At 68.0% G+C, this 20047-nt stretch carries 17 protein-coding genes; 7 read left to right on the top strand and 10 right to left on the bottom strand.

From position 1 onward, the window contains the following. Positions 1–280 precede the first annotated feature (280 nt). The 6 genes from tyrS to NC7_RS25975 form a co-directional block, all read right to left on the bottom strand. On the bottom strand, positions 281–1567 hold the full coding sequence (tyrS, locus tag NC7_RS26000; protein ID WP_067987851.1) for a tyrosine--tRNA ligase: 1287 nt from the start codon (positions 1565–1567) through the stop codon (positions 281–283). 51 nt (positions 1568–1618) lie between these two features. After that, a complete protein-coding gene (locus NC7_RS25995; RefSeq protein ID WP_067987848.1) occupies positions 1619–2464 on the bottom strand; it encodes an alpha/beta hydrolase in 846 nt (281 codons plus the stop codon). Positions 2465–2668: 204 nt separating this feature from the next. Beyond that, positions 2669–3091: a DoxX family protein gene (locus tag NC7_RS25990; protein WP_067987845.1), complete on the bottom strand. Its 423-nt coding sequence runs from the start codon at positions 3089–3091 to the stop codon at positions 2669–2671. Positions 3092–3200: 109 nt separating this feature from the next. Further along, on the bottom strand, positions 3201–3824 hold the full coding sequence (locus tag NC7_RS25985; protein ID WP_084458790.1) for a DNA-3-methyladenine glycosylase: 624 nt from the start codon (positions 3822–3824) through the stop codon (positions 3201–3203). Positions 3825–3861: 37 nt separating this feature from the next. Continuing rightward, positions 3862–4740, bottom strand: a complete 879-nt coding sequence (locus NC7_RS25980) for an RNA polymerase sigma-70 factor (RefSeq protein ID WP_067987839.1) — start codon at positions 4738–4740, stop codon at positions 3862–3864. 4 nt (positions 4741–4744) lie between these two features. Next, entirely contained in the window at positions 4745–5920 is a 1176-nt protein-coding gene (locus tag NC7_RS25975) for an NAD(P)/FAD-dependent oxidoreductase (RefSeq protein ID WP_067987880.1), read from the bottom strand. Between the two features lie 157 nt (positions 5921–6077). Here NC7_RS25975 and NC7_RS25970 point away from each other — a divergent pair, with 157 nt between their 5' ends. From NC7_RS25970 to NC7_RS25955, 4 genes are all read left to right on the top strand, one after another. Further along, on the top strand, positions 6078–7574 hold the full coding sequence (locus NC7_RS25970) for a multicopper oxidase family protein (RefSeq protein ID WP_067987837.1): 1497 nt from the start codon (positions 6078–6080) through the stop codon (positions 7572–7574). A gap of 73 nt (positions 7575–7647) precedes the next feature. Then, a complete protein-coding gene (locus NC7_RS25965) occupies positions 7648–8379 on the top strand; it encodes an ABC transporter ATP-binding protein (protein WP_067987835.1) in 732 nt (243 codons plus the stop codon). Further along, positions 8376–9131, top strand: a complete 756-nt coding sequence (locus tag NC7_RS25960; RefSeq protein WP_067987832.1) for an ABC transporter permease — start codon at positions 8376–8378, stop codon at positions 9129–9131. The genes NC7_RS25965 and NC7_RS25960 overlap by 4 nt, the downstream gene beginning before the upstream one ends. 50 nt (positions 9132–9181) lie before the next feature. Continuing rightward, positions 9182–9802 (top strand): TetR/AcrR family transcriptional regulator, encoded by a 621-nt coding sequence (locus NC7_RS25955; RefSeq protein WP_067987829.1) that lies wholly within the window; start codon positions 9182–9184, stop codon positions 9800–9802. Positions 9803–9825: 23 nt separating this feature from the next. On the opposite strand, the gene NC7_RS25950 is transcribed toward NC7_RS25955, so the two are convergent. From NC7_RS25950 to NC7_RS25940, 3 genes are read right to left on the bottom strand one after another with little or no spacing between them, the layout of a single operon-like run. Next, a complete protein-coding gene (locus tag NC7_RS25950; protein ID WP_067987826.1) occupies positions 9826–10050 on the bottom strand; it encodes a Trm112 family protein in 225 nt (74 codons plus the stop codon). A 10-nt stretch (positions 10051–10060) separates the two neighbouring features. Next, positions 10061–10504, bottom strand: coding sequence for a GtrA family protein (locus NC7_RS25945; protein ID WP_067987823.1), 444 nt, complete (start codon positions 10502–10504; stop codon positions 10061–10063). Further along, positions 10501–12732 (bottom strand): hypothetical protein, encoded by a 2232-nt coding sequence (locus NC7_RS25940; protein ID WP_067987878.1) that lies wholly within the window; start codon positions 12730–12732, stop codon positions 10501–10503. The genes NC7_RS25945 and NC7_RS25940 overlap by 4 nt, the downstream gene beginning before the upstream one ends. A 214-nt stretch (positions 12733–12946) precedes the next feature. Here NC7_RS25940 and NC7_RS25935 point away from each other — a divergent pair, with 214 nt between their 5' ends. Further along, a complete protein-coding gene (locus NC7_RS25935) occupies positions 12947–13987 on the top strand; it encodes a glycosyltransferase (protein ID WP_236573657.1) in 1041 nt (346 codons plus the stop codon). After that, entirely contained in the window at positions 13984–15120 is a 1137-nt protein-coding gene (rffA, locus tag NC7_RS25930) for a dTDP-4-amino-4,6-dideoxygalactose transaminase (protein ID WP_067987817.1), read from the top strand. The genes NC7_RS25935 and rffA overlap by 4 nt, the downstream gene beginning before the upstream one ends. 51 nt (positions 15121–15171) lie before the next feature. Here the strand turns inward: rffA and NC7_RS25925 are convergent, their stop codons facing one another. After that, positions 15172–18129: an AMP-binding protein gene (locus tag NC7_RS25925; protein WP_067987875.1), complete on the bottom strand. Its 2958-nt coding sequence runs from the start codon at positions 18127–18129 to the stop codon at positions 15172–15174. 505 nt (positions 18130–18634) lie between these two features. On the opposite strand from NC7_RS25925, the gene NC7_RS25920 reads away from it, so the two are divergent. Continuing rightward, positions 18635–20041: a family 2B encapsulin nanocompartment shell protein gene (locus tag NC7_RS25920; protein ID WP_067987814.1), complete on the top strand. Its 1407-nt coding sequence runs from the start codon at positions 18635–18637 to the stop codon at positions 20039–20041. Positions 20042–20047 lie beyond the last annotated feature (6 nt).

Genomic DNA, 20047 nt, shown 5'->3' with positions numbered 1-20047 from the left:
AGCAGATCACCGAATCTCTTCGGATCTTCCGTTGGGCAACTGTTCCAGCCTAACCATGCTCCCAGGCGATGTCAATCGTTACCCTGGTCACTTGATCTTGGCTTGCCAGGCGCTCTCCGGCTCTTGCGTCCGTGTCGCTCTGACTTCCACTAAGTTACGCGCCGGATAACGCAACGTCAAATCGCCTGGATACCAGCGGATCCCCGCAGGTCAGTGCCTCGCCGGGCGCTGCGGAACCGGCCTGAATCACACGAATGTGATTCAGGCCTCCGCGTGCGGATCAGGCTATCCGACGCACGCCTGCCATGTTCTTCTTTCCGCGACGCAGCACCAGCCACTGACCGTGCAGGTAGTCGGAGTCCGACGGGGTCCAGTCGATATCGGCTACGCGCTCGTTGTTCACCGACGCGCCGCCCTCGTTCACCGCGCGCCGAGCCGCTCCCCTGCTCTCGCACAGCCCGGAGGCCACCAGCAGGTCGACGATTGTGTTGGGCTCGCCCGGGGCGACCTCGGCGACCTTGCCGTCGATCGCGGTCTCACGCAGCGCCGCACCGAGGGTCGACTCGGGCAGCTCGCGCAGGTCACCGCGACCGAAGAGGGCCTGACTCGCCAGTTCGACCGCGCGGGTCTCGGCTTCGCCGTGCACCAGATTCGTCATCTCGGCGGCCAGCCGCTTCTGGGCTTCGCGGGCGAAGGGACGTTCGGCGGTGGCCAGTTCCAGTTCGTCGAGTTCTTCGCGGCTCAGGAAGGTGAACCAGCGCAGGTACCGGACGACATCGGCGTCGGCGGTGTTCACGAAGTACTGGTACCAGGCGTAGGGGCTGGTGAGTTCGGGGTCGAGCCAGAGGCTGCCGCCGCCGGTCGACTTGCCGAACTTCTTGCCGTCGGCCGAGGTCACCAGGGGGACGGTGAGCGCGTGCACGTGCGCGCCGTCGACGCGCCGGTTCAGTTCGACGCCCGCGATGATGTTGCCCCACTGATCGGACCCACCGACCTGCAGTGTGCAGCCGTATTCGCGCCGCAGCTGCAGGTAGTCGTTGGCCTGCAGCAGCATGTAGCTGAACTCGGTGTAGGAGATGCCGTCGCCTTCGAGCCGCCGCTTGACGGTGTCGCGGGCGAGCATGACGTTCACCGAGAAGTGTTTGCCGATATCGCGCAGGAAGTCGACGGTCGACAGCGGTCCGGTCCAGTCCATGTTGTTCGCGATCACCGCGCCGGTCGGCGAATCGTCGAGATCGACGAAACGCTCGAGCTGGCCGCGGATGCGCTGCGCCCATTCGGCGACGGTGTCGGTGGAGTTCATGGTGCGCTCGCCGACGTCGCGCGGGTCACCGATGAGGCCGGTCGCGCCGCCCGCCAGCACGACCGGGCGGTGGCCCGCGCGCTGGAAGCGCTTGAGCGCGAGCAACGGGACCAGGTGGCCCGCGTGCAGGCTGGCGGCGGTGGGGTCGAAGCCGGCATACAGCGTCAACGGCTGCGCGGCAGCGGCTGCGCGCAACTCGTCGAGGTCGGTGGACTGCGCGATCAGGCCGCGCCAGGTCAGTTCGTCGAAGATGTCGCCGGTCACGAGGATCTATCTTTGCGCATCCGGTCTGCCGGGCGCACCCCGGTTATGTCCTCATGCCCGGGCGCGGGCGATCCATGCGGCGAGCTCCGCTTCGACCTCGTCGCGCTCGAGTTCGTTGAGGACCTCGTGGCGGGCGCCGGGGTAGACGCGGTAGGTGATGTCGGTCAGGCCCGCGTCGCGGTAGCGCTGGACCAGCAAGTCACTCAGCCGCAGGCCCGCGTTGAGCGGGTCCTGGTCGCCGACCATCACGTAGACGGGCAGATCGGTGCGCACCTCCGGCTTCGCGAGCCGCGTGGTCGCGACGGCGGCCAGTTCGCCCAGGTTCGCCGCGTCGATCGCGAAACCGCACCAGGGATCGGCGACGTAGGCGTCGACCTGGGCTTCGTCGCGGCTGATCCAGTCGGCGTCGGTGCGGGTGGGTTGGAATCGTGCGTTGAAGAAGCCGGTCAGGTCACCGTTGGCGGCGGCGATCTCGGCGAACAATCCGTCGACGGCGGTCGACCCGGACAGCACGATGTCGTCGACGAGGTCGGCGTGGTCGAGGATGTACTGCTGCACGGCGAAGGATCCGAGGCTGTGGCCGAAGAGGGTCACCGGCAGGCCGGGGTGGCGCTCGCGCAGGATCTGGGTGAGCGCGACCAAGTCGGCGACGAGCAGGTTCCAGCCGTCGGGGCCGAGCTCGCCGGGAACCTCACCCATGCTCAGGCCGTGGCCTCGATGGTCGTCGGCGTAGACGGCGTAACCGAGCGCGGACAACCGCTCGGCGAGATGGCCGTAGCGCTCGGAGTGCTCACCCATGCCGTGCGCGATCTGCACGATGCCCTGCGGTTCGGTGTCCGACGGCAGCCAGCTGCGCACATGGATCTCGGTACCGTCGGTGCTGGAAAAACTGAACACGGGCGCTCCTGGGGTGCGATCTCGAACCGGTCCCTGATCGTCGCACTTGCGTGGCGCGCGCCACAGTGGCTTCACAGACGAGATCGGCGCCGACACTTTGTCTCCCGCGACCGAACCCACCGTTCGGTCGCGGGAGACATGCCACGAACACGCCGAGATCACCGGACTCGATGTCCGGTGATCGTCAGCGTGCCGGGCCTTGGCTCATCGCGTCGCAGCGGTGCGGGTGGCGCGGCGCTCGTAGGCGATCCAGGCGAAGATCGCGGCGAGCGCCAGCGGGAAGATCGCCATGTTGGGCAGGTCGGCGAGGAAGGCCTGGGTGGCGGCGGCGAGCACGGTGAGCACCGACAGACCGGCCGCGGCCGACGCGGCGACCCGCGGCACCATCAGACCGATTCCGCCCGCGACCTCCGCGACGCCGATGAAGATCAGCAACCCCATCGGGATGGTCAGGTTCTCCGGCGGGTTCTGCATGAGGATGTGCGGGATCACCAGCTTCGGGCCGCCCGAGGCGATGATGAAGAACAGGCCGAGCACGATCTGCAGGGTCCACAGGACGCGGTTGCGGATCTTGCCGGGGCGGGTGGCGGGGACGGTGGCGTTCGGGGAAAGCGTGGCGGTGGTCATCTTCTCGTCCTTCTGGTCGGTCGCGCTCGGTGGGTAGCGCGTTCAACTGATAGGACGGACTGTCGACACAGAACTCATCGCTGTCGGCGAAAAGATTTCGAAATCCCTGCTAGATCGCGGGTTTGGTGGCGCGTGGACTGCGCCGGTAGGTCGACACGGCCGACGAGCCGGGCAACCAGAAGCGCCAGGGCACCTCTGCGGCCAGGCTCACCCCCACGCGCGGACCCGAGGCGATCTCGTCGACCGGCACCGGGGGCTTCAGCTCGAGCCGCACCTGCGAGAACGGGTCGAACAGCTCGGTTCCGTAGTCGGACAGGCTGATTCCCAGCGAACTGCCAACATTGCCCGGTCCTCGCGCGAGGTCGGCGTCGGTGCGGGCGGCGGGCCTGCGTTCCCGGGCGGTCTCGGCCCCCTCGACCACTTCCCCGGCCCGGACGAGCACCGCGCACGCGACACCGTCGAAGCCCGCGGTCACGTTGACGCACAGGTGAATTCCGTACGAGCGGTACACGTAGAGCCGCCCGGCGGGGCCGAACATCACCGCGTTGCGGGCGGTCGGTCCCGGCCAGGAGTGCGCCGCCGGATCCGGCCACGGGCCGGTCGCGTCGCTCCCGTAGGCCTCGACTTCCACGATGCGCATCGCCACCGGCCCCGACCTCAACACCGATCCGAGTACCCGGCACGCCGCGGCGGCCGGGTCGACAGCGAGTTCCTGAGCAGACACAACGCCCATTCTCACCCGCAACGATCCGCGCGGGCGCCACACCCCGTCAGCCGAGCAGGTCGCGGCCCTGGTTCAGGCCCGCCAGTTTGGTCGGGTTGACCTGGAAGCGCAGGTTCTGGATCCGGCCGTCGACCAGATCGAAGGTGAAGGCGGCGCCCGGCGTTCCCGCGAAGGTGATCAGTGCGCCGAGTTCACCGTTGATGTCGGTGGCGGCGAGTTCGGCGCCGGTCGACGACGGTTTGGCGAGCACGCCGAGGATCCAGCGCGCGACATGATCGGGGCCGTGCAGGGGGCGGCGAGCGGCGGTGACGATGCCGCCACCGTCGGACCAGCAGGTCACATCGGGGGCGAGCAGGTTCATCAAGGCGTTGAGGTCGCCCCCGGAACAGGCGGCCATGAACTGTTCGGTGACGCGGGTGCGAGCGGCCTTGTCGGCGTCGAAGCGGGGACGTCGTGCTCGGACGTGGCTCTTCGCGCGGTGCGCGATCTGGCGGATGCCCGCCTCGGAGCGGTCGAGTGTTTCGGCGATCTCGGCGTGGGAGTAGCCGAACACCTCGCGCAGCAGGAAGACCGCCCGTTCCACCGGGGTCAGTGTTTCCAGCACGACGAGCATGGCGGTGGAGACGGTGTCGGCCAATGCGGTGTCCTCGGCGATATCGGGTCTGGTGAGCACCGGCTCGGGCAGCCACGGGCCGACGTACTTCTCGCGGACGGCGCGAGCGCTGGTGAGCCGGTTGAGTGCGAGATTGGTGACGGTGCGGACCAGGTAGGCGCGGGGGTTGGCCACCGCCGACCGGTCGGTCTCGTGCCACTTCAGCCAGGCGTCCTGCAGGACGTCCTCGGCATCGGTGACAGTGCCGAGCATGCGGTAGGCGGTGGCGAACAGCAGCCTGCGATGGTCGGCGAAGGGGTCGTGCTCCTGCATGTGCTCAACCTTGACGGATGAGAGCGCGGGTCGCCGCGCCGCCCTTGGACAGTTGCACATCGACCGGCACCCGCTTGGTCGCCTTCATCGCGGGCACCGGGCTGCTGCTGACCAATTCCTTGTAGGTCCGGGCGGCCCAGCCGGTGAGGTGGAACCGGCCCGGTGTGTCGTCGGCGCGGGTGAATTGGATGACGGCGGCGCGGCGGCCGAGGCTGACGGGCTGATGGAAGTAGCCGAAACGGAAGGGGCGCACAGTCTTTCCACGCAGTTCGGTGGCGAGCGCGTCGGCCGCATAGGTGGCAGACGGCAGGCCGCTCTGGCAGGTGCCGTGGATTCGGCCCCACGGCTGACGGATCGCGGCGGCGTCACCGATGGCACGAATCGTGGGGTGCGACAACGACTTCAGCGTGGGTCCGACGACAATCAGACCGCGTTCGTCGGTCTCGATCCCGGACTCGGCGGCCAGGGGTGACACGCGTACGCCGCTGGTCCACAGGGTCAGATCGGTGGCGATCCGTCGGCCGTCGGCGAGGACGACGGAATCGGCGGTCACCTCGGTCACCCGCTGACCGATCTCCCGCACGATACCGAGGCGGTCGAGCACGGTGTTCAGATAGGCGCGGGCGCTGGTGCCCATCATCGCGCCGAGTTCGCCGGAGCTGACGAGGGTGACGCGCACGCCCGGGTGGCTTTCGGCGATCTCGGCGGCTGCCTCGATCCCGGTGAGACCACCGCCGCACACCGTGACGGTGCGGCAGGCGGCCACCCGGCGCGCGAAGTCGTGCGCGCGCCGGGGGTCGTTCAGGGTCCAGGCGTGGTCGGCGACGCCGGGGACCACGGAGGTGTCGGTGCTGCTGCCGAGTGCGTAGATCATGTCGTCGTAGGTGATGTCGCCGAATCCGTCGACGTACACGTGGCGCGCGGCCGGATCGATGGCGGTGGCGAACCCCTGGACGAAGCGGATTCCGGTGCCGTCGAGGATCGTCGGGATGTCGTGGTGCGCCAACTTCTGACCGGCCGCGATCTGGTGCATCCGGAGCCGTTCGGTGAACCGGGCCGACGGATTCACCAGAGTGATGTGCACGTTCGTCTTCCTGGTGCGGCGGGCCAAGCGGACGGCCGCGAGCAAGCCGGTGTAACCGGCGCCGAGGACGACGATGCGGTGCGTGGTGGTGGTCATGTCCTGCTCCTTCTCGGTGAGGTCGTGCATGGGACAAGACAGGGCCGTCGAACGTGACAACCCGCTGAAGTGATCTGCATCACAGGGTGTGAAGTCAGGGTCCGAATGGGTGACGCTCCCGATGTGACGGCGGGTTGGGCAGACCTGGCGTCGTGGCATGCGAACTCTCCGTCGGATCGTCCTCGGCATCTGCGCACTCGCGGTCGCTTTCGTCACAGTGATCGCGAGCGTGGTGACGTGGACGTGGTCGTCGGCCGACGTATCGACGGTCGGCACAACAGAGTTCACGCGTCCGTTGCACATTCCGCCCCTGGCCGACAGCAGCATCGACGCCGACGGGACCAGGGTCTTCTCACTCGATATGCGCGCGGGGACAACCGAATTCGAAGCCGGTCGAGCCACCGAGACATGGGGATTCAACGGCAGCTATCTCGGGCCGACATTGCGCGCGAACCGGGGCGAGAAGGTCCGGGTGCGGGTCCGCAACGCGTTGCCCGAGGCGTCGACCGTGCACTGGCACGGAATGCACCTGCCCGCCGAGATGGACGGTGGGCCGCATCAGATGGTCGAACCGGGCGACATCTGGTCGCCGGAATGGACAGTGGCACAACCGGCTTCGACCCTCTGGTACCACCCACATCCGCACGGTGAGACCGAAGACCACGTGCGACGCGGACTCGCGGGCATGTTCCTCGTCGACGACGGACCCGCACCCGCCCTGCCGAGCACCTACGGCGTCGACGACCTGCCGGTGATCGTGCAGGACGTGCGGTTACGCGACAACCGGCTCGACGGCGCGCACGAGATCTTCCGCAATTCCGGCTTCCTCGGCGATCGGACGATGGTCAACGGCACCCTGAACCCGTATCACGAGGTGGGCGACGAGCTCGTCCGGTTGCGACTGCTCAACGCCTCGACCGCGCGGGTCTACACCTTCGCCTTCGACGACATCCGCCCGTTCGCGCTGGTCGGCACCGACGGCGGGCTACTCGAACGGCCCGCGACTCTGGATCGGGTGCGGCTGTCGCCTGGCGAACGCGCCGAGATCGTGGTGCGGATGCGGCCGGGTGAGCGCACAGTACTGCGCAGTGGTCGGCTGGATGTGGGCATGGACTTCTGGGGAAACCGCTTCTCCGGTGGTGACGACAGTTTCGACGTGCTCGAGTTGCGGGCGGCCGAGACCCTGAGGACCTCGGAGGGCGTACCGGAATACCTTGCCGCGCAAACTCTTCCGAACCCCGAGGATTCGGTGGCCGAACGGCGGTTCGAGCTCGCCGGTATGGCGATCAACGGGAACGCGATGGCCATGGACCGGATCGACACCGTCGTCACCCGGGGTGCTACGGAGACGTGGGTGGTGGTCAATGTCGACGGTCAACCTCACAACTTCCACGTTCACGACGTGCGATTTCGGATCACCGCGTACAACGGCGGCCTGCCACCGCCCGAACTGAGCGGCGCCAAGGACACGGTGTTCCTGCCGCCGAACACGACGGCGCGGTTGGTACTGCGTTTCGACGGGCCCGCCGATCCGGACACGCCGTACATGTACCACTGCCACCTGCTGTGGCACGAGGACCAGGGAATGATGGGCCAGTTCGTGGTTGTCGAGCCCGGTCAGGCCGCCGCGACACTCCCGGGTCACGAGCACTGACCCTTGCCGTGCCGCCGGTGCGGAGTTAAATTCATCAGGTAGTGAATTCAACGCTTGATGAATTGAGGCGACCATGTCGCGCACCGCATCATCACCCGCCGTGGAAGTGGTAGGACTGACCGTCCGCCGAGGGAAACGCACCGTGCTCCACGGACTGGATCTCCGGATCGAGCCGGGAACCATCACCGGGCTGCTCGGGCCGTCCGGATGCGGCAAGACCACCCTGATGCGCAGCATCGTCGGCACCCAGCTGGTGGAATCGGGCACAGTCACCGTCCTGGGCGAAGCCGCGGGGAGCGGCGGATTGCGACACCGGGTCGGGTATGTCACCCAGGCGCCGAGCATCTACGCCGATATCAGCGTCCGCGACAACGTCGCCTATTACGCCGCGCTCTACGGGAGCGGCCGGGACGACACCGAATCCGCCCTCGCCGCAGTCGGTTTGACCGATCACGCCGACCAGCTGGGTGACCAACTCTCCGGTGGGCAGAAGACGCGGGCCTCCTTGGCGTGCGCGCTCGTCGGTAGGCCCGAGCTGCTGATCCTCGACGAACCGACCGTCGGCCTCGATCCGGTGCTGCGGGTGGAGCTGTGGCAGCGCTTCCGCGAACTGGCCGCGGCGGGAACGACCTTGCTCGTCTCGAGTCACGTGATGGACGAGGCCGAACACTGCGACCGGTTGTTGCTGATGCGCGACGGCGAGCTGGTCGCCCAGCTCAGCCCGGCCGAACTGCGTGCACGCACCGGCGAGCAGAACCTGGAAGCCGCCTTCCTCACCCTGATCACGAAGGAGGCGCGGGCATGAGCACTCCCTACACCGCGACCACCGGCCGAATTCTGCGTCAGCTGCGCAACGACCACCGCACCGTCGCCATGATCCTCGTCGTACCAGCCGTGCTGATGACGTTGCTGTACTTCATCTACCAGGACGCACCTCGAGCACCACCCGCCCCGCTGACCCTGTTCGACCGGGTCGGGATCACCATGCTCGGCATCCTGCCGTTTATCGTGATGTTCCTGATCACCGCCATCGCCATGCAGCGCGAACGCACCTCGGGCACCCTCGAACGACTGCTCACCACTCCCCTGCGCAAACTGGATCTGCTCGCCGGATACGGCACCGCGTTCTCGCTGGCCGCCGCCGCGCAGGCCGCCGTGGCATGCGTCGTCGCGTTCTGGTTGCTCGGTCTGGAGGCAGCGGGCAACCCAGGGTGGGTGATGCTGATCGCCGTGGTCGACGCGGTCTGCGGCGTGGCGCTCGGCCTGCTCGCCAGCGCGTTCGCCCGCACCGAGTTCCAGGCGGTGCAGTTCATGCCGGTGATCGTCGCGCCGCAGATCTTCCTGTGCGGCTTGCTCGTTCCGCGCGATCGGCTGCCCGGCTGGTTGGCGGCGATCAGCGATGTGCTGCCGTTGAGCTACGCGGTCGACGCGCTCCAGGAGGTGTCGGCCAATGCCGAACCCACCGCGGCGATGTGGCGTGACATCGCCGTCGTCGCCGGGTTCGCGGTTGTGGCACTGTGTCTCGGGGCGGCGACTTTGCGTAGACGCACGCCGTGAGGAGCGCGGCGCGGAGCGGGTCCGCGCGTCAGCGGGCGGAGGAGTCAGGGATGAGCGCGAAGAGATCGCCCGGCACACGATCGGGACGCCGCCCGGGCAACGTCGACACCCGGGCGGCGATTCTGGACGCCGCCAGGGCACGCTTCGCCGAAGCGGGGTTCGACAAGACCTCGATTCGCGCGGTGGCTGCCGACGCGCAGGTCGACCCCGCCTTGGTGCACCATTATTTCGGCACCAAGCAGCAGCTGTTCGCGGCGGTCGTCGAATTCCCGGTCGACCCTGAACCCGTACTGTCCATCATCGATTCGGCGCCGCTGGACGAGCTCGGTTCGGCCATCGTGCGCGCGGTGATCGGGGTGTGGGACTCGCCTGCCGGTCCGGGCATTGTCGCCATGGGGCGCAGCGTGCTCACCGGCGACGCGGACCTGGCCCGCACCTTCTTCCTGAAGGTGGTGCTGGAGCGGGTGCGGGCCCGGATCGCACGCCCCGACGACGACGGTCACGCCCGGGTGTCACTGGCCGTGGCCCAGATGCTTGGCGTCTTCGTCGCGCGCAAGGTGATCTGTGTGGAGCCGCTCGCGTCGATGCCACTAGACGCCGTCGTCGCGGCGGTCGGGCCGAGTATGCAGCGGTACCTGACCGGGCAGATCGATGCGAGTCCGACGACCTGAGCAATCGATCTCGGGCAGACTGCTCAGGATTCGGCGACGAAGAATTCGTGCTCGGCGTCGGTGACGTCGCGGGCCTCGTCGATCAGCAGCACCGGGATGCCGTTGTCGATCGGGTAAGCACGGCGCAGGCGAGGGTTGTAGAGCACGCTGGCACCGGCTTCGGTGCGCACCAGCTGCAGCGGGCCCTTGTCCTGGGGGCAGGCCAGCAGGCCGAGCAGGGTTGCGTCGATGGTGGATTCGTGCGCCATGGTGCCTAACCTACCGCGCCCGCCGGAACGAGATGTAGCGGTGTCCGAAGAAACTGAGCACCGCGACCAGACCCATCACCAACACCGCCGCCGGTTCGGCCGGAAACCCGAACGCCTTCACCGCGAGTTCGGCGAACACCACGTTCAGTACGAGCCCACCCGCGTTCACGCCACAGAAGGCGACGAAGTCACGCAGGAGCCTGCCGCTGACCCGGAACACCAGGGTCCGGTGCAGGACGAACGCCACCACCGTGCTCACCGCGTACGCGGCGACGACGGACAGGCCTGGGCGGTCGTCGCCGAGTACCCGCAACCAGCACACGACGAGCACCATGCCCAGCAGGGTGTTGAACCCGCCGACGATCGCGAAGGCCAGCTCCTGCCGTTTGACGATCCGCAGCAGCGGACCGGGCGTGGCGAGCACGCCGTCGGCGGGGACCGCCTCGGTGGTCATCGCAGTGCGTCCGCGAGCTCGGCGTCGCCGTCGGGGATGGACTCCTCAGCGGGTGCGTCCTGTTCGGGTTCACGCCCCCGCACGTACAGCCACTGGAAGAACGCGAGCCCGAGCAGGCCGAGGGCGATCGCCGCGCCGCCGATCTTCCAGCCCGGCGGACGCCAGGTCAGTTCGAGTTCGGCATCGGTGCTTCCGGCGGGGATGTCGACGGCGACGAAGCTCTTGGCGACCACTTTGAACGGGATGTCCTTGCCGTCGAGACTCACCCGGTAGCCCGGCCAGCCGAGCCGCGCGAACACCACGCGGCCACCGTTGTCCGAACTCACCCGCACCTTGCTGGTGGTGTCGCTCTCGGAGGTGGAGACGGCGGTCGCGTTCTCGACGGCGGAGATGCGGCCGTTGCGGGTGGAGATCAGCCCGTCCTCGCGTTCGAGCACCGCGATGTACTTCTCGTGACCGGGGTAGTCGACCCACTTCCAGCCCGTCGGGGCCGGTTGGGTGGCGGCGTCCGGGTAAAGGGCGCGGTGCAGGACGACCCGGTCGACGTTCATCAGGTCGACCACGGTCTTGCCGGTCGACGGCTCGACGGCGAACGCGCGCCGGTAGGCGTCGGGGCAGACGCTGGTGTCCCAGCGCATGCAGAGCATGTCGCCGAACCAGTAGTGCCCGTTCGGGGTGTAGCCGCTGACGTAGGTGCGTTCGATGTCCTTGGCGTAGTTGCCGAACACCAGCGAACCGTAGGCGCCGTCGAGGGTGCGCTCCCCCGGCGGGATCAACGCGCGGTCACCGAGTTGCAAGGTGGTTCCCGCGAACTCAGGGAACGCGGCGCGGGCGGCCGCCCGGTCGCTCGGCAGATTCCAGCTCATGGGTGTCGGCTGGGCGCGTTCGACCTGGATATAGGCGATGGGGAACACCGCGATGATCCCGAGGGCAACCGCGGCGGTCGTGCTCTTCCGCACCGCCAGCCACACCACGGCCGCACCGAGCGCCGCGAGCGCGAGCGCGGCGATCACGTGGGCGATCCAGTTGTGCGGGTCGGCCGAGAACGACCGAATCCACAGCAGTCCGATCAGCACAGCCGCCGCGATGCCTCGCGCCCGCCAGTCCTTGAAGGTCGCGAACCGGCCGAGCAGCACACAGACCAGCAGCAACAGACCGAGCGCGACCATCGGCAGCACCCGGGCGGGCCAGCGCAGCGGACCGATCGTGCCGGGACCGGCGGTCCACATCAGGGCGGCGAGGGCGAACACCGCGATGCCGGTGAGCTCGCGCCAGGCGCCGCGCGCCCGATTCCAGTCGACGAACGCCAGTGCCGGGATCAGGAACCAGGCGATGTAGACCACCGGCATCGGCTGCACGTAACCCCACCACGAGGTGAACGCGGGCAGCGTCGATGGCAGGCTCGCGTTCAGCGACTCCGACCACGGCACGGTGAGGAACTGGTCGTTGTTGATCTGGGCGGTGCCGCGCCAGGTGACCTTCGCCGACAGCATGCTCGGCAGGTAGGTGGCCAGCCCGGCCAGCGCGGCGAGGCCAGAGACGAACAGCAGCCGCAGCGTCGGTCGCCAGGTCCGCTGGTAGACGAGTTCACCGATGGCGACCGCGCCGATCATCAGCCCGGCCTCGACCGCCGGGAAGATGTACTGCACCGAAATCGCCAGGTACAGATACACGAAAACGGGAATCGGGCCGCCGTTTCCGCGCGCGTAGCGCACACCGGACGCCCACGCGTGCACCATCCACGCGGTGCCGGTGAACGCCGTCATCCAGCTGGCCTCGTCGAAGAACAGCAGCCAGCCCGTGAACGGGATCGACACACCGGCCAGCGCCGCCCACTGCACGCGGGAGCCGTAGACCAGGCAGATACGGTAGACACCGAGCCCGAGGATGATCGCGAAGATCAGCTTCACCACGGTCGCGTAGAGCACAAGGTTGTCCACCGAGGGCGCGATCAGATCGATCAGCAGCTGCGGCGGATTCAGCAGGCCCGCTTCCTCGATGGCGTAATTTCCCGCCATCCAGTGCTCGGGAACCATCACCGGCAGATCGCCGTCGCGCAGCCGGTTTCCGAGCATCACCCACAGCGGCACGTACTGCGATTCGGTGTCGTCGGTGTAGAAGTGCCGGACGTTGGCGAGTAGCACCGCGCCATAGCCCGCGATCACGCCGAGGGCGGTGATCAAGCCCCAGATGTAGACCGAACGTCGGGACGGGTTTCTACTTTCCACCACGAGCACCAGACCCTACAGGCATCCCCGCGTGACAGCGCCTCGCACAGCCCGATCCGGCACCGCCGACCCGTCACCGTGCGGTGTTAGAGTGCCCACACCCCTCGCCTGCCAAGACACCGAAAGTCGACCCATGCCGCTTCCCACCGCACATTCGTCCCGGTCCGGCGCTGTGCCACGCGCGGGCGCCGCCGAGCGCAACGGCTCGCATCCGGTGCATTCGGTGTCGGTGGTCGTCCCCGTCTACCGGGGTGAGGACACGATTGCCGCGCTGGTCGCCGAGCTGGACGGGCTCACCGGGCCGAGCACGACCCCGTCGGGTGCGCGGTTCGCGGTGGAGGAGATCATCCTCGTCCACGACAACGGGCCGGATCGCTCCGATGTGGTGCTGCAGGAACTGGAAGGCTCCTACCCGCAGGTGCGTGCGGTGTGGTTGAGCCGCAACTTCGGCCAGGACGCGGCGACCATCGCTGGCATGGCGGCCGCGCGCGGCGACTGGATCGTCACGATGGACGAGGACGGCCAGCACGACCCGGCCTTCATCGCCGACTTCCTCGACGCGGCCCTGGCCTCGCGCGCGGATCTCGTCTACTCCAAACCGTCCAACACCCGCCCACACGGATTCCTGCGCAATCTCACCTCGCGCGGCGCAAAGATCGTCCTGGCCACGGTGTTCGCCTTCCCCGATTCCACCCGGTTCGAGAGCTTCCGGCTGATCCGAGGTGACATCGGCCGTCAGCTCGCCGAGGTCGCCGCCAACGGCGTATACCTGGACGTGGCGCTCACCTGGGTGGTCGGCAACACGGTCTCGGTGCCGGTGGTGTTGCGCGCCGAAGGTCGCGAAGAGTCCGGCTACAACTACCGTCGGCTGTTCTCGCTGTTCTGGAAGATGGTGTTGTGCAGCGGAACTCGCGGTCTGCGACTGGTGAGCATGCTGGGCGTGAGCCTGGCGCTCGCCGGTGTCGCGATGGCCGCGTTCATCGTGGTCCAGGCGCTCACCCAGGACAATCACGACCCCGAGGGGTGGGCATCGATCATCGTGGTGCTGCTGCTGTGCTCGGGCGCCACCCTGTTCTCGCTCGGCCTGATCGCGGAGTATCTCGGTGTGGCCCTGCACATCCTGGTCGGTAAGCCGCTGTACCTGACCGTACAGACCCCGACACCGCGCCCGGATACGATGCATGCGCCGGTCTCCAACCATCGAGTCGACGTCGCGGTACCGGCAGCCGTGACGGACAAGGACCTCCGCGAGTGAACGACCGCATCATCTTCAGCAGGCCGTTCCGTGCCGCCGCCGAGCGCGCCAACCTGTCGGCCGTCCTCGATTCCGATCACAGCCACGGCGACGGCCAGTTCACCCGGTCGGCCACCGCCAAGATCAAGGCGATCACCGGCGCCGACCACGCGCTGCTCACCACGTCGTGCACCCACGCGCTCGAGCTCGGGGCGCTGCTGCTCGAACTCGGTCCCGACGACGAAGTGATCGTGCCGAGTTTCGCGTTCACCTCGGCCGCCACCGCGATGGCGCTGCGCGGGTCGACCTGCGTGTTCGTCGACATCGACGACGCGACCGGCAATATCGACCCGGCCGCGGCCGCCGAGGCGATCACCGAGCGAACCAAGGCGATCGTGGTGATGCACTACGGCGGTGTCGCCGCCGACATGGAACCGCTGCTGGCGCTCGCCGCCCAGCACGGTGTCGCGATCATCGAGGACAACGCGCACGGACTCGGCGGCACCTGGCGCGGTCGGCAGCTCGGCACCATCGGGACCCTGGGCACGCAGAGTTTCCACGACACCAAGAACGTGCACTGCGGTGAGGGCGGCGCGCTGCTGCTCTCGGACGAGATCCTGATGGGTCGCGCCGAGATCATGCGCGAGAAGGGCACCGACCGGGCACGGTTCCTGCGCGGCCAGGTCGACAAGTACTCCTGGCAGGACATCGGTTCCAGCTACCTGCCGAGCGAACTCAACGCGGCGGTCCTCGACGCGCAGCTGGCCGAGTTCGACACCATCCAGGCCAACCGTCACCGGGTGTGGGACACCTACGCGGCCGCGCTGCCCGACTGGGCCACCGCCAACGGCGTGCGCCCGATGACGGTCCCCGCCGACCGGGGCCACACCGCGCACCTGTTCTACCTGCGGATGCCGACCGAGGACAGCCGCGACGGGATCATCACCCACCTCGCCGAGCGCGGGATCGTCGCCCCGTTCCACTACATTCCGCTCGATTCGAGTCCGGCCGGTCTCAAGTACGGGCGGACCCCGGTGCCGTGCACGCGGTCGGCGCGATTCTCGGCGACCATCGTGCGCTTGCCGCTGTGGCCGATGCTCAGCGAGGCGCAACTCGGTCGCGTGATCGACGCCGTGACGGAGTACCGCGTCTAGGTTCGTAGCGCGACGAAGGCCACCCGGTGTCGCCGGGCGGCCTTCGTCGTCTCAGTTGCCGCCGAACAGCGCCGCCGCGCCCGCGTCGGTCAGTACTTCGTAGGCGTCGGTCTCCCGGTTGTAGATCCAGGTTCCCGGACCGGCCTTCGGGTACCCGGCGGCCTGGATCGCCGACGCCGACGGCCGGAAGCTCGCGCTGCGCGGGATCTCGTCGACCAGGTAGACCAGGTCGGGCCGCTGACCGCGGTCGAGTGCGCGCATCGCCTCGGTGACATCGCTCGGTTCGATGCGGAACCCGTCACGCACGCTCAGCGCGGCGGCCGCCAGCGTTCCCGACGGCGTCGGCAGGCCGAAGGCCACCTCGAGGTCCACCGGAGTGATGTCGTTGAGCACGTCCACGATCGGCTGCGTGAACACCGGTCCCCTGACGGTGCGGATCACGGTGTCGCGGCGGTCGACGAGCCAGTAGTCGCCGTCGCCGTCGCGGCGGAACAGATTCTCCGTCGGCCACCAGGCGTCGCCCGCGCGGAACACCCCGCGCAGTCCACCGTCGGAGATGTCGCCGCCGTCGACGGCCTTGCCGAGCAGCAGGCCGGGCTCGTTGTCGGCGCAGCGCCGGGCGAAACCGTCGTCGCCGACCAGGATCTGCTCGCTGACCGGGTCGTAGGCCACCAGTTCCACCGTCGCGGTACCGGGCACCGGCCTGCCCTTGGCGCCGATCTTGGCGCCGGTGACATTGGCGAGCACCACGTCACCGTCGATGGAGGCGTAGAACTCGAGCACCCGCGCCGGAGCGAACTGCTCGGTGGTCCTGCGCCACAGGCCCTTGGGCATGCCGGAGCCGATGAACAATCGAATCGGGTGGTTGTACCCGGCCGGGAAGACCTGCGCGTCGAGCAGATCGCGCAGCATGGTCCAGGTGTAGGTGACCACGGTGACGCCGTAACGGTGCACCTCCTCGGCGAACCGGCCCGGGTCCATGTCCACCGGCCTGGCCAGCGCGATGCGGCTGCCACCGGCGATGGCGCCGCCGAGGCTCACCAGCAGCCCGGACGAATGGTGCAGCGGCGCGAGGCAGTACACGGTGTCGCGGCGGTCGAGGTCGGCCGCGCTCGCGGTGCCGAATGCCGACAACGCCCAGCGGTGGTTGGTGATGTACTTCGCCTCGAGCCGGTCGCCGGTGCCGAGGACGAGCACGAAGGCCAGTTCGCGGGCGAGGCCGGGGTTGGGTCGGTACCACGCGGGCACGCGCACCGCGTCGGGGTCGATCTGTTCGAGGTCGATCACCCGATCGCTCGTCGGTACGGCCAGCCGCCGCTGGTCCCCGCCACCGAGCACCAGCACCCGAGCATGGGTCTCGGCGGCGGCGCGCAGGTTCTCCGGATCGGTGACGAGCGTCTTGACGCCGGTGAGTTCGATGGCCCGATCGAGTTCGGCGCCCGGGGCGAGCAGCACCGCGACGGCACCGAGGCGCGACAGCGCGGCCACCGAGGCGAGCGCGCTCGGACGGGTCTCCATCACGACGCCCACCCGCATGGCGGGCCGGATGCCGACCGAGATCAGGCCGCGCACCACATTGTCGACCCGCTGTTCGACCGCCGCGTTGGTGTGCACGCGGTCGTCGAACAGGACAAGGTCCTTCTGCGGGGCGCGCCTGGCGTGTTCGCTGAGCAGCTTGCCGAGGGAGATGCGGGTGTGCGGCTGGATCATGCCGAGGCGGGTCAGGCGCGGCAGGGCGCGCGCCGCCTCGCCCGCCATCTCGATGGAACCGCGAATCGTGTTGCCCGCGATGCCTTCGAGCACTTTGCCGACCCCGGCGCCCGCCTCGGCCAGACTGGCGGCGGTGTGGACCATCCGGGTGGCGGCCGTGCGCGGCGCGTTGCCCGGCACGTGTTCCCGCATCGGGACGATGGTTTCGGGCAGCGGGCCGTGACCGTCCATCCAGGAGATCCAGTCGCGCACCATCGGCCAGGTGTGATTGGTCGCGGTCGATCCGGCGACCAGGCCGAAGTGACCCGCGACGAGGCTGGCCTCGTACACCTCGGCATGCGGCGCGGCCCGCACGATGCCGCGCACGGCGGCCGGTTGGCCGATGTCGTCGACCTCGCCGACGAAGGCGAGGATGGGGCACTTCAGTTCGGCGAGCGACACGGGATGATCGCGGATGACGAAGCCGCCGAGCATCATCCGGTTGTGCGCGACGAACTGCTTGAGCAGGTCGGCCACCGCGGGCCCCGAGTAGCCGACCCAGCCCTCGCTGTTGAGGAAGCGGCGCTGGCGTTCCTTGGGCAGCAACGCTTCCCGGTCGTGCAGTTGCAGCAGGAAGTCGATGCGCGACTTCGCCGTCTTCACCGGGTCGAGCATCTGGAAACCGACGCGCACCATCGACTCGGTGATCGGCAGGCGATGCATCACGTGGTCGGCCAGGAAGTCGGCGACCTCGGAGACCAGGCCGTAGGGCAGCCCGAACGGCATGCCGGCCACGATGTCGACGGGACTGCCGAAGGTGACGATGGAGGCCACGCCCTTGCCGTAGCGGTACGCGGTGGTCTGGTAGGCGAACATGCCGCCCTGGGAGTAGCCCATCAGGTGCACCTGCGCGCCGGTCGCCTCGCACACGGTGTCGATGGCGGAGTTCACGGCGAGCACGTGGTCGGCCAGGTCACGTTCCCAGCCGCCCTCCTCGGTGGCGGGCGAGCCGAAATCGATGACCCAGCAGTCGATTCCGCCCGCGTTCAGGATTCCGACCGCACCCCCGGCCGCGTTCACGTCCCAGATGTCGGCGTTCACCATGAGCGGGGGAACCAGCAGCGCCACCGGGCGGCCCGGCGTCGTGTCGTCGGGGAAGTAGTGCCGCAGGCGGTACATACGCCGCCGTTCGACCACCTCGAAGGGCGAGGACTCGACATCGTGCGCCAATCCGCCGAAGCGGATCACCTCCAGCCCGTTCTGCGCGGTAGCCAGCAACCGCTGCACCGAACCGACCACACCTTTTGGACTGATATTCACCGTTCCCACCTGACCTGCCGACTGTGACGCATCTCACACACCCCAATGTGCTCATATGAGCTAACCACACCGGACCTCCATTATGTGTCGGCTGTGACAGGGCGCATGTTGCGGCGTTTCGCGTCACACCCCGGCCGGTCGGCGATGCCTTTCACCTCCGCCGGATTCCGGTCTGAAACGAGCATGCTGCGGATCGGGAAGTCCAGGCGCGCGGTCGACGGTTCCCGGACATCACAGTGTCCGCAATCGCCTACCGCACAAGGGATCCCGGTCACGATGCCATTTTCCGCGATCCGCGCGCAGGTTCGGCTCCGAACATATAACATCGGTGTCGGCCGGAACGCTCTGCCGCACATCGGTTTTCGTGCAACACGTTTCACACGCGCGGTTCACCCGCGCAGGACCATTCGCATTCGCTTCACCCACGCCCCAACCCGTCGTCTCGCGTCGTCGCGCGCCGCCGGGTCGATCGGCCGTACCCGAATCCACTCGAGGTGAGGATGCTATGACCATCGAAATGCCGCTGCCCACAGACAACTCCGTACGTAAGAGCCTGTCCACCACCGCAGCCCAGAAGCTCACCCACACCACCAAATCCGAGCCGCAGATGCAGGGCATCAGTTCGCGCTGGCTCTCGCGCGCACTGCCATGGGTGCAGGTGGCGGGCGGTATCTACCGGGTCAACCGCAGGCTCACCCACACCGTCGGCAACGGGGAGGTCGAATTCGTCGTCGACGGCGCCCGGGCCAGGGTGATCCCGCAGGAATTGCGCGAACTGCCGCCGCTGCGCGATATCGACGACGACGAGTTGTTGCGCCCCCTCGCCGACAGTTTCGTCCAATACGATCTCGATCCGGGAACCGTGCTCGCGGAATTCGGTAATCCGATGGATCAGGTCATTCTCGTGGTCCACGGAAAACTCGCCAGGATCGGTTCCGGCGAATACGGCGAGGCGACCAAACTCGGCCTGCTCTCCGGCGGTGACTACTACGGCGAGGAAATGCTCACCGACCCGTCCGCGATCTGGCCGGACACCGTGAAAACGGTCACCAAGACCACCGTCCTCTGCCTGCCGAAGCAGGAATTCGAGCAGTTCCTCGAATCGACTCCCGGCCTGGCCCGAATCCGGGCGGATACGGGGTCCGCGGCGGCGAGGAACCAGAATTCCAAAGGCGAGGCCGATATCGAGATCGCCTCGGGACATTCCGGGGAGCCCTTGCTCGAGGGCACCTTCGTCGACTACGACGCCAGTCCGCGGGAGTACGAACTGAGCCTGGCCCAGAGCGTGCTGCGGATCCACACCAGGGTCGCCGACCTGTTCAACGACCCGATGAACCAGGTCGACCAGCAGCTGCGACTCACCGTCGAGGCGCTCTACGAGCGTCGCGAACACGACCTGGTGAACAATCCCGACTTCGGTCTGCTGCACAACTGCGACCTCAAACAGCGCATCACCACCGAGGCGGGCGCGCCGAGCCCCGACGACATGGACGAATTGCTGAGCATGCGTCGCGGGACCAAATTCTTCCTCGCCCACCCGAAGGCGATCGCCGCGTTCGGTCGCGAATGTTCGCGCCGCGGCCTGTACCCCGACCCGGTCGAATTCCAGGGGCATCGAGTTCCGGGCTGGCGGGGTGTGCCGATCCTGCCGTGCGGCAAGATCCCGATCAGCGAAACCCAGACCACCTCGATCATGGCGATGCGTATCGGCGAGAAGGACCAGGGTGTGGTGGGTCTGCACCAGACCGGCATCCCCGACGAGTACGAGCCGAGCCTCAACGTGCGGTTCAAGCAGATCGACGACCAGTCGATCATGTCGTACCTGGTGAGCTGCTACTACTCGGCGGCTGTGCTCGTGCCCGACGCGCTCGGTGTGCTCGACGACGTCCTCGTCGCGCGCCGGGCCGACTGAACGGTC

The organism is Nocardia caishijiensis NBRC 108228, assembly GCF_001612825.1.
Classification (GTDB): Bacteria; Actinomycetota; Actinomycetes; order Mycobacteriales; family Mycobacteriaceae; genus Nocardia; species Nocardia caishijiensis.
The sequence above is the reverse complement of the archived record's forward strand: the minus strand, read 5'-3'. Positions and strand labels throughout refer to the sequence as shown.

Bases quoted from the DNA above. Each gene is read 5' to 3' on its own strand.
- NC7_RS25990 (WP_067987845.1), bottom strand. From the start codon at position 3,091: ATGACCACCGCCACGCTTTCCCCGAACGCCACCGTCCCCGCCACCCGC.
- NC7_RS25985 (WP_084458790.1), bottom strand. From the start codon at position 3,824: ATGGGCGTTGTGTCTGCTCAGGAACTCGCTGTCGACCCGGCCGCCGCG.
- NC7_RS25980 (WP_067987839.1), bottom strand. From the start codon at position 4,740: ATGCAGGAGCACGACCCCTTCGCCGACCATCGCAGGCTGCTGTTCGCC.
- NC7_RS25975 (WP_067987880.1), bottom strand. From the start codon at position 5,920: ATGACCACCACCACGCACCGCATCGTCGTCCTCGGCGCCGGTTACACC.
- NC7_RS25970 (WP_067987837.1), top strand. From the start codon at position 6,078: ATGCGAACTCTCCGTCGGATCGTCCTCGGCATCTGCGCACTCGCGGTC.
- NC7_RS25965 (WP_067987835.1), top strand. From the start codon at position 7,648: ATGTCGCGCACCGCATCATCACCCGCCGTGGAAGTGGTAGGACTGACC.
- NC7_RS25960 (WP_067987832.1), top strand. From the start codon at position 8,376: ATGAGCACTCCCTACACCGCGACCACCGGCCGAATTCTGCGTCAGCTG.
- NC7_RS25955 (WP_067987829.1), top strand. From the start codon at position 9,182: ATGAGCGCGAAGAGATCGCCCGGCACACGATCGGGACGCCGCCCGGGC.
- NC7_RS25950 (WP_067987826.1), bottom strand. From the start codon at position 10,050: ATGGCGCACGAATCCACCATCGACGCAACCCTGCTCGGCCTGCTGGCC.
- NC7_RS25945 (WP_067987823.1), bottom strand. From the start codon at position 10,504: ATGACCACCGAGGCGGTCCCCGCCGACGGCGTGCTCGCCACGCCCGGT.
- NC7_RS25920 (WP_067987814.1), top strand. From the start codon at position 18,635: ATGACCATCGAAATGCCGCTGCCCACAGACAACTCCGTACGTAAGAGC.